The organism is Roseibium sediminicola (assembly GCF_023156505.1).
GTDB classification, from domain to species: Bacteria; Pseudomonadota; Alphaproteobacteria; order Rhizobiales; family Stappiaceae; genus Roseibium; species Roseibium sediminicola.
In genome coordinates this window covers 23,467-38,206 of the sequence record NZ_JALNMJ010000001.1, presented here as the reverse complement: position 1 = coordinate 38,206, position 14,740 = coordinate 23,467, and the positions used below count along the sequence as shown (strand labels likewise).

Annotated in this window: 12 protein-coding genes; 4 read left to right on the top strand and 8 right to left on the bottom strand. The window is 61.8% G+C overall.

What is annotated here, in order from left to right:
• Positions 1 to 3: 3 nt before the first annotated feature.
• Positions 4 to 948, bottom strand: a complete 945-nt coding sequence (locus tag M0H32_RS00165; RefSeq protein ID WP_248149220.1) for a choline ABC transporter substrate-binding protein — start codon at positions 946 to 948, stop codon at positions 4 to 6.
• Positions 949 to 1,140: 192 nt separating this feature from the next.
• On the opposite strand from M0H32_RS00165, the gene betI reads away from it, so the two are divergent.
• From betI to M0H32_RS00145, 4 genes are all read left to right on the top strand, one after another.
• Entirely contained in the window at positions 1,141 to 1,743 is a 603-nt protein-coding gene (betI, locus tag M0H32_RS00160; protein WP_248149218.1) for a transcriptional regulator BetI, read from the top strand.
• An 18-nt stretch (positions 1,744 to 1,761) separates the two neighbouring features.
• The gene (betA, locus tag M0H32_RS00155; protein ID WP_248149214.1) at positions 1,762 to 3,420 is read left to right on the top strand and encodes a choline dehydrogenase; all 1,659 of its coding nucleotides are present in this window, start codon (positions 1,762 to 1,764) and stop codon (positions 3,418 to 3,420) included.
• Between the two features lie 48 nt (positions 3,421 to 3,468).
• On the top strand, positions 3,469 to 4,932 hold the full coding sequence (gene betB / locus M0H32_RS00150) for a betaine-aldehyde dehydrogenase (RefSeq protein WP_248149211.1): 1,464 nt from the start codon (positions 3,469 to 3,471) through the stop codon (positions 4,930 to 4,932).
• A 425-nt stretch (positions 4,933 to 5,357) separates the two neighbouring features.
• Positions 5,358 to 6,641: an adenylate/guanylate cyclase domain-containing protein gene (locus M0H32_RS00145; RefSeq protein ID WP_248149208.1), complete on the top strand. Its 1,284-nt coding sequence runs from the start codon at positions 5,358 to 5,360 to the stop codon at positions 6,639 to 6,641.
• 205 nt (positions 6,642 to 6,846) lie between these two features.
• Here M0H32_RS00145 and hemP read toward each other — a convergent pair whose 3' ends face one another.
• The 7 genes from hemP to M0H32_RS00110 all read right to left on the bottom strand — a co-directional run bounded on the left by hemP (position 6,847) and on the right by M0H32_RS00110 (position 14,738).
• Positions 6,847 to 7,062 carry a hemin uptake protein HemP gene (hemP, locus tag M0H32_RS00140; protein ID WP_248149205.1) on the bottom strand — a complete coding sequence of 72 codons (216 nt, stop codon included), beginning with the start codon at positions 7,060 to 7,062 and terminating at the stop codon, positions 6,847 to 6,849.
• A 535-nt stretch (positions 7,063 to 7,597) separates the two neighbouring features.
• Positions 7,598 to 8,062, bottom strand: a complete 465-nt coding sequence (gene rirA, locus M0H32_RS00135; protein ID WP_248149201.1) for an iron-responsive transcriptional regulator RirA — start codon at positions 8,060 to 8,062, stop codon at positions 7,598 to 7,600.
• A gap of 102 nt (positions 8,063 to 8,164) precedes the next feature.
• Positions 8,165 to 9,778 (bottom strand): glycoside hydrolase family 43 protein, encoded by a 1,614-nt coding sequence (locus tag M0H32_RS00130; RefSeq protein WP_248149198.1) that lies wholly within the window; start codon positions 9,776 to 9,778, stop codon positions 8,165 to 8,167.
• Positions 9,779 to 9,827: 49 nt separating this feature from the next.
• The gene (locus M0H32_RS00125) at positions 9,828 to 10,883 is read right to left on the bottom strand and encodes a LacI family DNA-binding transcriptional regulator (protein ID WP_248149195.1); all 1,056 of its coding nucleotides are present in this window, start codon (positions 10,881 to 10,883) and stop codon (positions 9,828 to 9,830) included.
• Between the two features lie 101 nt (positions 10,884 to 10,984).
• Complete coding sequence (locus M0H32_RS00120) at positions 10,985 to 12,163, bottom strand: BaiN/RdsA family NAD(P)/FAD-dependent oxidoreductase (protein WP_248149193.1); 1,179 nt, start codon at positions 12,161 to 12,163, stop codon at positions 10,985 to 10,987.
• 311 nt (positions 12,164 to 12,474) lie between these two features.
• A complete protein-coding gene (locus M0H32_RS00115) occupies positions 12,475 to 13,680 on the bottom strand; it encodes an ABC transporter substrate-binding protein (protein ID WP_248149190.1) in 1,206 nt (401 codons plus the stop codon).
• A 95-nt stretch (positions 13,681 to 13,775) separates the two neighbouring features.
• Positions 13,776 to 14,738, bottom strand: a complete 963-nt coding sequence (locus tag M0H32_RS00110) for a branched-chain amino acid ABC transporter permease (RefSeq protein ID WP_248149186.1) — start codon at positions 14,736 to 14,738, stop codon at positions 13,776 to 13,778.
• Between the last annotated feature and the right edge of the window lie 2 nt (positions 14,739 to 14,740).

Here is a 14,740-nt window from a genome sequence, read left to right as displayed (position 1 = left end):
ATCTTAAAGGCCAAGAGCGCCTTTTACGGCCGCAAAACTGTCGCCACCGTCAAAGGTTTTCACCCCGACGAGCCAGTTTTCGAACGTTGCCGGATGCTCTTTCAGCCAGGCGGCGGCAGCCTTGTTCGGGTCTTCGCCGTCGATCAGGATCGCACCCATGATCTCGTTTTCCATCGGCAGGGAGAATTCCAGGTTCTCCAGCAGTTTGCCGACATTCGGGCATTCCTTGGTGTAGCCCGCACGCACGTTGGTGTAGACGGTCGCACCGCCGAAGTTCGGGCCGAAGATGTCGTCGCCGCCTTCAAGATATTTCATCTTGAAGTTGGCGTTCATCGGATGCGGTTCCCAGCCGAGGAAGACGACGTCGTTCTCGCGGCGGTTGGCGCGTGCCACCTGTGCCAGCATGCCCTGCTCGGAGGACTCGACCACTTCGAAGCCTTCCAGGCCAAAGAGGTTCTCGTCGATCATGCCGATGATCAGGCGGTTGCCGTCATTGCCTGGCTCGATGCCGTAGATCTTGCCGTCCAGGTCGTCCTTGAACTTGGCAATGTCCTGGAAGCTCTTCAGGCCTTTTTCGTAGGTGTAGTCCGGCACGGCCAGGGTGTATTTGGCACCTTCCAGATTGGCCCGGACGGTTTCGACGGAGCCGTCTTCGCGATAATTCTTGATATCGCCTTCCATGGTCGGCATCCAGTTGCCGAGGAAGATGTCGATGTCCTTGTTCTTCAGCGACGCATAGGTCACCGGCACGGACAGAAGCTTGACGTCCGGCTCATAGCCGAGCGCTTCCAGGACAACAGAAGTTGCTGCGGTGGTGGCAGTGATGTCGGTCCAGCCGACGTCGGAGAAGCGGACGGTCTTGCAGCTTTCCGGATCGTTGGCGAGTGCCGTTCCGGTGAGCAAAAGCCCGAGCACAATGCCTCCAGCGAGTTTCGCTGCTACTTTCATGGTAATACCTCCTAAGGAAAGTCGATCTTCTTGATTTTTTTGCAGGGCGTGGATGTGACGTTTTAAAGCCTTCCATTTGCGCTTCCCACAGCCTGCCCAATCCCGATCCAAACATCCACCGCAAAAATTTGCAAGTTTTCATTGATTGATTGATCAATTAAAAATAAGACCAAGGGAGGAATGGAGGTCGAGATGCCCAAGGTCGGAATGGAAGCAGAGCGCCGCCGCAGCCTGATTGACGCAACTGTGGATGCAATCCACGAGCGCGGATACTCGGACGTGACCATGGCGCAGATCGCCAAGCGCGCCGGTGTCTCCGGCGGACTGGTGCATCACTATTTCGGCTCGAAGGATCAATTACTTGCGGCAACCATGCGGCACCTCCTGACCGAGCTCGGCCGGGCGATCCGCGATGGGCTGGTCCGGGCTGAGACACCGCGGGAGCGCATCACCGCGATCATCGCGGGCAACTTCGCCGTCGATCAGTTCAAGCCTGCCGTGATTGCCGCCTGGCTGGCCTTCTATGTGCAATCGCGCACCACCGACAGCAACAGCCGCCTGCTTCGAATCTACGCCGCGAGGCTCGCCTCCAACCTGACCCACAACCTCCGGGCCTTCATGCCGCAATCGGAAGCCCGTCGGGTGGCCGAAGGCACGGCCTCAATGATTGACGGCGTCTGGATCCGCCAGGCGCTGTCCGGAACCAAGACCGACCGGGACGCGGCGATCGCCATGGTCGAGGACTATGTTGAAACCCAGATTGCCGCGCATCTCGCGCGTGACGCGAAACGCTGACCGGCGCGGAGATTTTTCATGACCGACCAATTCGATTTCATCATCGTGGGCGCCGGATCCGCCGGCTGCGCGATGGCCTACCGGCTTTCCGAAGACCCGGCCAACAAGGTCCTGCTGCTGGAATTCGGCGGCACCGATATCGGCCCGCTGATCCAGATGCCCGCGGCCCTCTCCTACCCGATGAACATGCCGCTCTATGACTGGGGCTTTCAGAGCGAGCCGGAACCGCATCTCGGTGGCCGGCGCCTGGCGACCCCGCGCGGCAAGGTGATCGGCGGCTCGTCCTCCATTAACGGCATGGTCTATGTGCGCGGCCATGCCTGCGACTTCGACACCTGGGAAGAGATGGGCGCGACCGGCTGGGGCTACCGCCACGTGCTGCCCTATTACAAGCGTATGGAACACAGCCATGGTGGCCAGAGCGGCTGGCGCGGCACCAACGGCCCCCTGCATGTGCAGCGCGGCACCAAGTGGAACCCGCTGTTCCATGCCTTCCGCGATGCCGGTGCGCAGGCGGGTTATGGCGTCACCGAGGACTATAATGGCGAGCGCCAGGAGGGCTTCGGCGACATGGAAATGACGGTCCACCGGGGCCGCCGCTGGTCCGCCGCCAATGCCTATCTGAAACCGGCGCTGAAACGCGGAAACCTGAGCCTGATCAAGGGTGCCCTGGTGCGCAAGGTCCTGATCGAGGACATGCGCGCGACGGGCGTCGAATTCGAGACCGGCGGCGAGATCCGCGTGGCCGGAGCCAACCGCGAGGTTATCCTCGCGGCCTCCTCGATCAACTCACCGAAGATCCTGATGCAGTCCGGCATCGGCCCGGCAGGTGATCTCGGTGCCCTCGGCATCGACGTTGTCGCCGACCGGCCGGGTGTCGGCGCCAACCTTCAGGACCATCTGGAGCTTTACCTGCAGCAGGCCTGCACCCAGCCGATCACGCTCTACAAGCATTGGAACCTTTTCTCCAAGGCCCTGATCGGCGCGCAGTGGCTGTTCTTCAAGCAGGGTCTCGGCGCGTCCAACCAGTTCGAGAGCGCCGCTTTCATCCGCTCCAAGGCCGGGGTCAAATACCCGGACATTCAGTATCACTTCCTGCCCTTCGCCGTGCGCTATGACGGCCAGGCGGCTGCGGAAGGCCACGGCTTCCAGGCCCATGTCGGGCCGATGCGGTCCAAGTCGCGAGGCCGGATCAAACTCACGTCCAGCGATCCGAAAGACAAACCGTCGATCCTGTTCAACTACATGTCCCACGAAGAGGACTGGGTGGATTTCCGGACCTGCATCCGCCTGACCCGGGAAATCTTCGGCCAGGAAGCCTTTGCCGACTATCGCGGCAAGGAGATCCAGCCGGGCGACCATGTCCAGAGTGACGAGGACCTCAACGACTTCATTCGAGAGCATGTTGAGAGCGCCTACCATCCGTGCGGCACCTGCCGCATGGGCGCCAAGGACGACAAGATGGCCGTTGTCGATCCGGACTGCCGGGTGATCGGCGTTGACGGCCTGCGCGTCGCCGACAGCTCGATTTTCCCGCAAATCACCAATGGCAATCTCAACGCGCCGTCGATTATGGTGGGCGAAAAGGCCTCGGACCATATTCTCGGCAAGGACCCGCTGCCGGCCTCCAATCAGGAGCCGTGGATCCACCCGGACTGGGAATCCAGCCAGCGCTGAATTTAGCCGGCGAACCACCGGCTGTAGATATTACCAAGGAGCCCTTCCATGCGCGCCCAACCGCAAGCGTCCCACTATGTCGGCGGATCCTATCTGGAAAGCCAGAGCGGCACCCCGTTCGACAGCCTTTATCCCGCCACCGGTGAGGTGATCGCCCAGATCAAGGCCGCGGACGATGCCGTCATCGATGCCGCCATCGCCTCGGCACAGGCCGGCCAGAAGGTTTGGGCGGCGACCTCTCCGGCCGAGCGCGGCCGGGTGTTGCGCCGCGCTGCCGAAATCCTGCGCGCGAAGAACCATGAGCTCTCCGTTCTGGAAACGCTCGACACCGGCAAACCCTTGCAGGAAACGCTTGTCGCGGACGCAGCCTCCGGCGCGGATTGCCTGGAATATTTCGGCGGACTGGCCGCGACGCTGACCGGCGAGCACATCGATCTCGGCGGCTCCTTCGCCTATACCAAGCGCGAGCCGCTCGGCATCTGCTTCGGCATCGGCGCCTGGAACTACCCGATCCAGATCGCCTGCTGGAAATCGGCCCCGGCGCTCGTCTGCGGCAATTCCATGATCTTCAAGCCGTCAGAGGTGACGCCGCTCAGCGCGTTGAAACTGGCCGAGGCGTTCACCGAAGCCGGTCTGCCGGACGGTGTCTTCAACGTCATCCAGGGCTTTGGCGATGTCGGTGCCAAACTGGTCGCCCACCCGGCGATTGCCAAGGTCTCCCTGACCGGTTCGGTGCCGACCGGCGCCAAGGTCGCGGCCCTTGCCGGCGAGCATCTGAAGAAGACCACGCTGGAACTCGGCGGCAAGTCGCCGCTGATCATCTTCGACGATGCCGATGTCGAAAACGCGGTGTCCGCCGCAATCAACGCCAATTTCTATTCCACCGGCCAGATCTGCTCCAACGGCACCCGTGTCTTTGTCCAGAAGGGCATCAAGGAAGCCTTCCTGGCGCGTCTGGCGGAACGCACCGGCAATGCGGTGCTCGGTGATCCGCTCGACGAGACCACCTCGATCGGCCCGCTGGTCTCCCGGCAGCAATTCGACAAGGTGATGCACTACATGCAGATCGGCGCGCGTGAAGGCGCCCGGCTTGTCTGCGGTGGCGGCGCGGCCACCGTCGAAAGCTTCCCGGACGGCTATTTCGTGCAGCCGACGGTGTTTGCCGACGTCACCGACGACATGACCATCGCCCGCGAGGAGATCTTCGGCCCGGTGCTAAGCGTGCTCGATTTCGCCGATGAGGACGAAGTTGTCGCCCGCGCCAATGACACCGAATTCGGCCTCGCCGCCGGCGTCTTCACCAGGGACATCCAGCGTGCCCACCGGGTGATCGACGGCCTGCAGGCCGGCACCTGCTGGATCAACACCTATAATCTGACCCCGATCGAGATGCCCTTCGGCGGCTACAAGAAATCCGGTATCGGCCGCGAGAACGGTCATGCCGCGATCGAGTATTACAGCCAAACCAAGAGCGTCTACGTGGAAATGGGCGGCGTCGAAGCCGCGTTCTAGTGTGGTGAATTTGAAATTCGCCTCATTGTTGCAGCGACCATCGAAGCGAATTTCAAATTCGAAAACCACACTAGAAACATATGCTTGCTAGTCACCCTTTTGAATCTGAAGCTCGTTCCGAGTGTGCCGGGAAATAAGACGAACTTCAGATTCGGGTGACTAGGGATTGTTGGCGTTAAGTGGCCGATCCTTCGAGACACGCGCAAGCGCGCTCCTCAGGATGACGCTGTGGGTGTGGCTTGGCTTGTAGAGCCTCACCACACAGTTAGCGTCATCCTGAGGAGCCGCGTAGCGGCGTCTCGAAGGATCTGCCGCCTGCCTTTTTCGGTGCGCTTGTGCCCTTTCTGACTTCAATTCTTCTTTTGGATTGAACTTTGGGGTGACACGCCCGAGATAATAGCGCGTGACAGACATTCGGAGCCCGCATGACCAGACCCGCGCTTGATCCCGCGCCGCGCAGCTATCCAGACCATGTGCATCTGATCAACCGATCTTGCCGCGGACCTTCTTGCGCGCCTTCGGAACAGACACTTGACGACATCCACGACTGGCTGCTGCACGATGCCACGCGCATCGACAATGTCATGCTGATGTTCGAGGAATTCATGTGGCGCTGCCAGGCCACAGACCTCAGCGTCGACCGCTGTACATTGCATATCGGCACTTTGCATCCCCGGGTGATCGGCTTTTCCTGGTTCTGGAATTCCGAAGACCAGATCTGCGACGAGATCGCCGCCGATGCGGGAGCGGTCACCGCGGACGCGTTCACGCGCAATCCCCTCTATAACGTCATCATCGAAGGCAAGATGATTATCCTGGACCTGGAAACGGAGGAAGGCAGACAGTCCGCTCCCCTGATGCAGGAACTGGCCGACCAGGGCTACACCGCCTATGTCGCCCTGCCACTCAGCGCCTCGGGCGACACCTTCAATGCCATGACCTTCGCAACAAAGCGGCCGGGCGGCTTTCCGGGCCGCGAGAAAGAGCGGATCCGCGACCTGATCGATCTCCTGGCCCTGCATGTCGAACGCCACGTCCTGCAGCGCATCGCCCGCAATGTCGCTGACACCTATCTGGGGCCCATCGCCGGCCAGCGCGTCCTGAAAGGTGAAATCAAGCGCGGCGACGGCGAGGCCATCGACGCGATCGTCTTCATGTCAGACATGCGCGGTTTCACCCAGCTGGCCGACCGGCTCTCAGGCCCTGAAGTGACCGCTATTCTCAACGCGTATTTCGACCGGATCTCCGACGCCGTGCTCGGTCATGGCGGCGACATCCTGAAATTCATGGGCGACGGCATCCTGGCGGTGTTCGACCAGAAGGCACTCGGCGAAGGCGCCGCCGCCAACGCGGCGGTAAAAGCCGCCCGGGCAGCGCTTGCCGCCATCGAGACGCTCAATCAGTCGCCGCCTGATGCCCTGCCGGACCCGGCGCTGTGGCACCCGCTCAAGATCGGCATCGGGCTGCACCGGGGCGAAGTTTTCTTCGGCAATGTCGGCGGCGAGGAACGGCTTGATTTCACCGTGATCGGCCGCGCCGTCAACGAGACCAGCCGCGTGGAATCCTTGTGCAAGCCGCTCGAACGGGACCTTCTCCTGACCGAACCGGTGCGCAACGCGCTCACCGGCGACCTGCGGATCAATCTCAACGCAATGGGCGAACACGCCCTGCGCGGTGTCGGCAAACCGGTGGCGATCTTCTCGGCCTGAGGGTGGACCGCTAGTCGCATAACCCTGTATCGTCATCCCGGACGAAGCGAAGCGGAGATCCGGGACCGGGCAGCCCCCGGCACTCGCCATGTGGGATTGAAAGTCCGGTGGCCCTCCGATCCCGGAGCGCGTTGCGCTTGGCCGGGATGACGATGGTTGGAAGTGGGGGGTGACGTGTCGTGCCGCAAACGCGGCTGCGAAACCTTCACTTCGTCAGAATCAGCTTGCCCTGTTTGGTGATCGACAGGCGGTAGGTCTCGTCGTTGTGGTGGATCTCGATCTGGCGCTGGCCGTGAAACAGCTCGCGGGTCGTATAGTCCGATTTCTGTGCCCGCACGGGGGCGCCGGCCAGTGCCGGACGGGCCCGCCCGGTGGCGCCCAGAGTAAGACGGTTTTTCTGGCTGTTGGCTGTCAAAGTCATGGCGCGCAATCGGTCCTTGGCCTTTTCCGGAGTGCCCCGACCAGCTGAAATCCTTGCCGGCAGGGACATATGTGAGGGTCGAAATTTAAAGCGGAGTTTCAAACTCAACTTTATACTTGACACTCATACTCAAGTTTTCCTATCAAGGCAATGCCTGATCGAAACGGAACCGGAAATCGCGTCCTCTGGTTTTGAAAAGACAGGACCTTCCGGGCAACCGGAGGTGAAAATGCCAGGCCAGCCAACCGCCCTCTCCTCTCCCTCAGCGGCCAGCCAGCCCGGCCTTTCCCGGCAACAGCAGCCGGCGTATCCCAAAAACTTTCCCATCTTCGTCATGCCATGGCTCGACCATGGCATCCATGCCGTTGCCCTGCCGCACGACAGGACACGCCTTGTGGCACGGTCATGGTTTGGATTGCCGGATCAAGTCCGGCACCGACGAATGGAGAGGTTCGGAATTCCAGAATGGACTGGCGGCAAATCAAAAAGGCGCCAACCGGATGGTGGCGCCTTTGACAAAACGAACAGGACGCTGTTAGGCGTTGGCCGCGATCGGGGTCTTGGCAACGTCGATCTTCAGGAGATCGCGCATGCCGAAGCGGTCTTCGGAGAGATCCGCGATTGACTTGGTGTTCAGCACGTCCATGAAGGCTTCGAGCGCTTCGTGCAGAAGGCCGTTGAAGCCACAGGACAGGATCAGCGGGCAATCCTTGCGGCCACTATCGAAACATTCGGCCAGCAGGAAGCTTTCCTCGGCGGCGCGCACCACTTCGCCCACTGTGATGTCTTCAGCCGGACGGGCCAGCATGACGCCGCCGTTGCGGCCACGGATGGTCTTGATCAGATTGGCGTCGACCAGGACCTTCATGATCTTGAACAGGTGGGTTTCGGACATGTCGAAACTGGCCGCGATGTCTGCGACCTTGCTCGGCTTGTCCGGGTTGACGGCGCAGTACATCAGCGCGCGCACGGCATAGTTTGTCTGTTGTGTCAAACGCATGCACTAGATATGCGATGCGCCCTCCCAAAGGTCAATTCAAAATTTGAGTATTTCAGGCCAGTTTTCGGAAAAACCGGCCCTTCATCTTCTGTCACGCGGGTTTCAGGCCAGGTTCTGGTAGCTGAAATAGTCGAAATCGGCCGGTCTTGCCTGCCCGCTCGTATCCATGGCATGCATGCCGACAAAGGCGCCGGTGAAGTTGCCATGGGCTCCGCGTCCCGCGGCCTCGTCCGACAGGATCGTTGCGTCGAACGCCGGGCCGATGCGCTCCCAGTCCGCCTCTTCCGTCTTGTACCAGAAGCGGAGCGCCAGTCCCTCGACAGTCACCTTCATGGCAACGGGCCCCTTTTTGGGCAACAGGACCGGGGCCTCCAGCGGCGCCTGCAGGTCACCGTCCGGCGTGTTCCCCGGACAGGTCAGCAGCGTCAGCACGCGGCCGAGGTCACGGTCCTCGGTGACGGCCAGATAGAAGAATTGGCAGCGGCCATAATAGGCGATCAGGCCCGCCGTCTGCTGTCTGTTTTCCGGCTGGAAGTCGAGCAGCGTTTCGGCCTCGTAGTCGTAGGCGGTCTGGCGCCGGGCCACGAGCGCCTGCTCGAACCAGCTGCCAACGGATTCGCGGCCGAAGAGCCGGAGATGGCCGGGCCTTTCGGTCAGCGAGAACAGCCGTTCCGGATAAGGCGTTCTGAGCCACTGGAACACGAGCGGCAGGTCAGGTTCGTCGAAATCATGCCGGGCGGGCTCGTCCGGAAAGGGATGCGCGGGCAGGTCGGGCGCCGTCACCAGCTGCTCCGGTGCAAGGCCGCCGGCTTCCAGCCGCAGCCAGCCGTCCGCGCCCCAGACGCATTTCTGGATTGCCGTCTCCCGGCCCATCTGGCAGCGGTTCTGTCCGGGACGCGGGCGTCCCATCAGATGCACCAGATAGGTCTCGCCGTTCTGGGTCTCGACAAGGTCGCCATGTCCGGACCGCTGGATCGGATTGTCCGGATCGAAGCGCGACGTCACCACATGTGTGTCCGGATGAAGCTCGTAGGGCCCGTCAATCTGCTTTGAGCGCGCCAGCGTCACCGCATGGTCGTAACCCGTGCCGCCTTCCGCGGTCAGCAGGTAATACCAGCCGTCCCGCTTGTAGAGATGCGGGCCCTCGACAAGGCCGAGCGGTGTGCCCGCGAAGATGTTGCGGATCGGGCCGGTGAGACGTCCGGCGACCGGATCAAATTCCTGAAGGGCGATTCCGGCGAAGGAATTGTGACCCACCCGGTGGTCCCAGATCATGTTGAGCTGCCACTTGCGGCCGTCGTCATCGTGAAAGAGGGACGGATCGAAACCGGAGGAATTGGTATAGACCGGATCGGACCAGGGGCCCTCGATCGCGGACGCGGTGACGATGTAATTATGCGCGTCCTTGAACGAGCCGTCCTTGCGTTTGACATCCGTATAGACCAGCCAGAACTTGCCGTCCGCATGGGTCAGGCACGGCGCCCAGATACCACAGGAGTCCGGATTGCCGCGCATGTCGAGCTGCGCCGGACGTGTCAGCGGCCGTGTCACCAGCCGCCAGTTTTTCAGGTCTCTCGAATGATGGATCTGGACACCCGGAAACCACTCGAAGGTGGAGGTGGCGATATAATAGTCATCCCCCACCCGGCAGATCGACGGATCCGGATTGAAGCCCGGCAATATGGGGTTCGCGATTTTCTGAGGTGCGTTACTCATTCCAGGCCTCCCAAGAGTTTCCTCACCAATTATTTGTCTTTTTGTCTCGTTATTCCGTGCTTGCCGGGCCGATGCTCTCCGGCAGGTTGTCCTTCAGGAACACGTCGATGCCGATGCGCTCCTGGCCCTCGATGATCGGCGCCTTGTCGCAGAGCGCCTTCAGGACACGGATGGCGCTGCGGATCTCGTGGCCGGGATCCTGTGCAATGATCGCATCGAGCACATCGTTCTGAAGCGCTTCATGGGTGTAAGGCGTCAGTTCGTGGCCGACAAAGACGATGTCGGATGCCTTGCCCGAGGCCGTCAGCGCCGCAATCGTGCCGCGGTTGCCGGCACCGATATTATAGAGCCCGGCAAGATCGGGATGCTCGGCCAGGATCTTTTTGACGAGTTCCCCATTGCGCTGATTGTCGTCCCGCCCCTCCCGGACTTTCAGCAGCGTCAGATGCGGGAAATCGGCTTCGATCACCTCCCGGCAGCCGGCATAGCGGTCGGCATGATCGCGCAGGCCCAGAGACCCGGCGATCAGGGCAATCTTTGCTGGGCTTTTCGGCAGGAACCGGCTGAGCAGACGGCCCGCCGTGCGTCCCGCCGCGAGATTGTCGATGCCGACAAAGTGCTGGCGCGTGGAGGACGGATGATCGGAGACCAGTGTCACCACCGGCACGCCTCGGTCCTGCAACCGGTCGATCGCCGCGCGCACTTCCGGAAAGGCTGGAGCAACCACGGCAACGCCGTCGCAGACGGACCCGTCGAGCACCGCCAGGGTGCCGGCCACTCGGTGGCCGTCGAAGGCGTCGATCGGCTCGACATGAACATGCATGCGGTCGCCGCTCAGGGTCTCGGCATGGGACAGGGCCTCCCTGGTCAGGTCTTCCATGAACGCGTTCGGGCCGTTGGGCAGCAGGAAGTGAAACCGGTAGAGGCGTTTTTTGGCGAGACCGGCGGCAAAAACGTCCGGCTTGTAATTCAGCGTCTCAACCGCCTGGTTGACCTTCTCGATGGTGATCTTGCGCACACCCGGACGCCCGTTCAGCACCCGGTCGACCGTCGCGAGGCTGACCCCGGCCGCCGCCGCAACATCGTGAATGGTAACACGCTTCATTCCGTTCCCCCGATTTGGCGCCAGTATAACGACGAATGAGGAACGATCATCAAAAAATGTTGCGGCGCCCAAACCGCGCCATGCAAAGAGGAAATTCGATCCTACGCAAATTGCCCGGCCGCATGGCCGGACGACCAGGCCCACTGGAAATTGAAGCCGCCGAGATGGCCGGTGACGTCGACCACCTCGCCGATGAAATAGAGCCCCGGCACCTTACTGCTTTCCATGGTCTTGGAGGAAAGCTCCCTGGTATCGACCCCGCCCAGCGTGACCTCCGCCGTGCGGTAGCCTTCCGTGCCGACCGGGGTCAGCTGCCAGCGGTCAAGCTGCTCGGCCGCCCGTCGCAGGACCTTGTCGGACTGGTCGGCAAGGCGGCCCTTCAGCGAGAAGGTGCCGGAGAGTTCTTCCGCCAGCCGGTTGGGCAGCAGCAGGCCGAGCGCGGTTTTCAGCTCCTGTTTCGGCGTTTCCTGGCGGGCCTGGCGCAACACCTCGAAGACATCGGCTTCCGGCACCAGATTGACCGAGATCGGCTGGCCTTCCTGCCAATAGGACGAGATCTGCAGGATCGACGGACCGGACAGCCCCCGGTGGGTGAAGAGCAGGCCTTCGCGAAACGCTGTCTTGCCGAACGAGACCTTGGCATCCACCGAGACACCGGACAGGCGGCCGCACAGTTCCTTGTTGGCATCGGAAAAGGTCAGCGGCACCAGAGCCGCACGTGGGGCGATGACCTCAAGGCCAAACTGTCTGGCAAGCTCATAGCCGAAGCCTGTCGCGCCCATTTTCGGGATCGAGGGCCCGCCGGTCGCGACCACAAGCGAATGGGCACGCAAGGGCCCCTTGGAGGTTGCGACAGAAAACCGGTCGTCGGGTTTCGAGACCGCCCTGATCTCCGTCTCCAGTTGCAGCGTACTGCCGGCCGCCTCCAGCTCGTCGAGCAGCATGCGGATGATGTCCCGGGCACTGTCATCGCAAAAGAGCTGGCCTAGGGTTTTCTCGTGCCAGGGAATGCGGTGCTTTTCGACCAGCGACAGAAAATCGTGCTGGCTGTAGCGTTTCAACGCCGAGACGCAGAAGCGCGGGTTCCGGGACAGAAAATTCGCCGGCGCGCAGTGAATATTGGTGAAGTTGCAGCGCCCGCCACCGGAAATGCGAATCTTTTCGGCGGGCTTTTTGGCATGGTCGATCACCAGCACCTTGCGCCCGCGTTTTGCCGCCTCAATCGCACACATCAGACCGGCGGCGCCGCCGCCAAGCACAAGAACATCCAGATCACGCATGGCGGCGTGTATAGCTGGAAATTCTGGAGGAGGTAAGGGATGAAAGCACTCACTTCCCTCATTCCGGACAAGTGCAGCACAGCTGCGCGCCGATCCGGGATCGAGCGGGTCAGCGTGAGCGCAGCGAACACTTCTGAAACAAGAATTCGGCCGCGCTTGCAGCGCGACATATGTCTGGGTTCCGGATCGGCGTTCGGCTTTGCCTCACTTGTCCGGAATGACGGTGGGGAGGGAGGTGTTCCCTTCCCCAAAACAAAACCGGCGGCCCTTTCGAGCCGCCGGTCCCATAACATCTCTTCTTTCGAAGAGACTTACTTCATTTCGGTGACAACCTCGAAGCCGTCGGCACCGACTTCCCAGAGGGCATAGGTGCCCGGAACGTCGCCCTTGGCGTCGAAGTTCAGATCGCCAGCGGCGCCCTTGTAGTCGATGGCGGTGCCGGCTGCGATCAGCTCTTTCGCCTTCTTCCACTCACCCGGAAGGATGGTTTCGCCTTCGCCGTTGGAGACTTCAGCCACGGCTGCCGCAACACCGGCCTTGTCGCCGCCGGCCTTTTCGATGGCCAGAGCCAGCAGGAAGGCAGCGTCATAGGAGGTGGTCACGAAGATCGCATCCGGATCGCCGCCAACACCCTTGAAGGCTTCGTTGAAGATGTCGAGCGCTTCGGACTTTTCACCGACCGGAGAGGACGACACGAAGGTGGTGAGGTTTTCCGTGCCCAGTTCCTTGATGACCGCGTCGGACTTCATACCGTCGCCGCCGACATACTTTTCGAAGAAGCCGTTTTCCAGCGCCTGACGCAGGATGGTCAGGCCGGTGCCGTCGCCATAGTCGAAGATGACCAGCGTGTCAGCGCCGCCCTTGGCCAGCTCGGCCAGGTTGGAGCGGTAGGACGCCTTGCCTTCTTCATGGGCCGCGAAGGCGGTGATTTCGCCGCCGAGCTCATCGACATATTCGGACTTGAAGGCGTTGGCGAGGCCGGTGCCGTAGTCGTTGTTGAGGTAAGCAACAGCGACCTTGCCGTAGCCCCGGTCCTTCATGGTACGCGCCAGCGCGCGGCCCTGATAGTCATCGGACGGCACGGTGCGGTAGACGGTGCCGTTGTCTTCCAGGTTGGTGATTTCCGGAGACGTGCCGGACGGCGTGATCATGGTGATGCCGGCCGGGATGGTCACGGAACCGGCAGCTGCCAGAACGGCGCCCGAGCAATGCGGACCGACGACGCCGACGACGCCTTCGATGTTGACCGCCTTGGTGGCGGCGTCGGTGCCGTTCTGCGGGTTACAGGCACTGTCGCCAACCACGCCGACCAGCTTTTCGCCGTCGCCGATGCCACCCTGCTCGTTGACCTGCTGGACCGCCAGCTGGGCTGCGTCGATCATGGCAGGCGCCATGGCCGCGATCGGGCCGGACACGCCGCCGAGCAGGCCGATCTTGACGTCAGCATGTGCCGGGACGGATGCCAGCGCGGTTGCCGTCATCAGGCCGGCCGCGAGCGCGAGAATCTTGGTTTTCATAATTAGTACCTCCTCAATTATCCGGTCTTTGCCGGGTCTTTGAATTTTCAAGGCAATGCACTCAGTAAGGCGAGCATGGCCCAGAAGGAACGGGCCTAGCGGTCCGCCCCCGGTTTCGTACTCCGCAGGTCTCCTCTCAGAGGCTCCGGAAGGAGCCCTTCCGGCCGGAAGCGCAGCACAAGCTGCAGCATCAGGCCGATCAAAAACAAGCGAATGTATTTTGCCTGAACCGCATATTCATGCGGAAGGCGATCAGTTGCAATCTCTGAAACGGACCAAATGATCCAAACCACCGCGGCGCCCAATATCGCGCCCCGGTTGTTGCCGGATCCGCCCAGGATCAGCATGATCCAGACCAGGAAGGTGGCCACCATCGGATCGATGGCCTCCGGTGTGATCGAGCGGTTGAAATGCGCGAAAAGCGCGCCGCCGAGCCCCATCAGGGCCGCGCCGAAGATGAAGGCCTCCAGGCGGCGGAACTCGACATCCTTGCCCATTGCCTTGGCCGCGCCCTCATTGTCGCGGATCGCGCGCATCATCCGGCCCCAGGGCGCGTTGAACTGCCGTTCGACCAGAATATAGGCGGCGATCAGGACAACCAGCACGATCGCCAGATAGGCGATCTGCGATTCCATGTAGCCGATGTCACCCGCGGGCCGCGGAATGCTGGCAATGCCGCGCGCGCCGTTGGTCAGCGCCGGCTCCGACTTGATCACCAGGCGGATGATCTCGGCGATGCCGATCGACGCAATGGCGAGATAGTCGGAGCGGAAGCGCAGACAGATCTTTCCGATCGGCCAGGCGACCAGCGCGGCCGCCAGCATCGCCCCGATCCAGCCGACGATGAAATGCAGGTCGAAGCCGCCGATGCGGTCCGGATCCATGGCTGTCGTCAGGATGGCCGAGGTGTAGGCGCCGACGGCGAAAAATCCGGCGATGCCTGCGTTGAAGAGGCCGGCAAAGCCCCACTGAATGTTCAGCCCCAGCGCCAGCAGCGCATAGATGCAGATGAAGATCGCCATGAAGAGGGCGTAGTTGACGAGACCGAGAAGTTCCATCT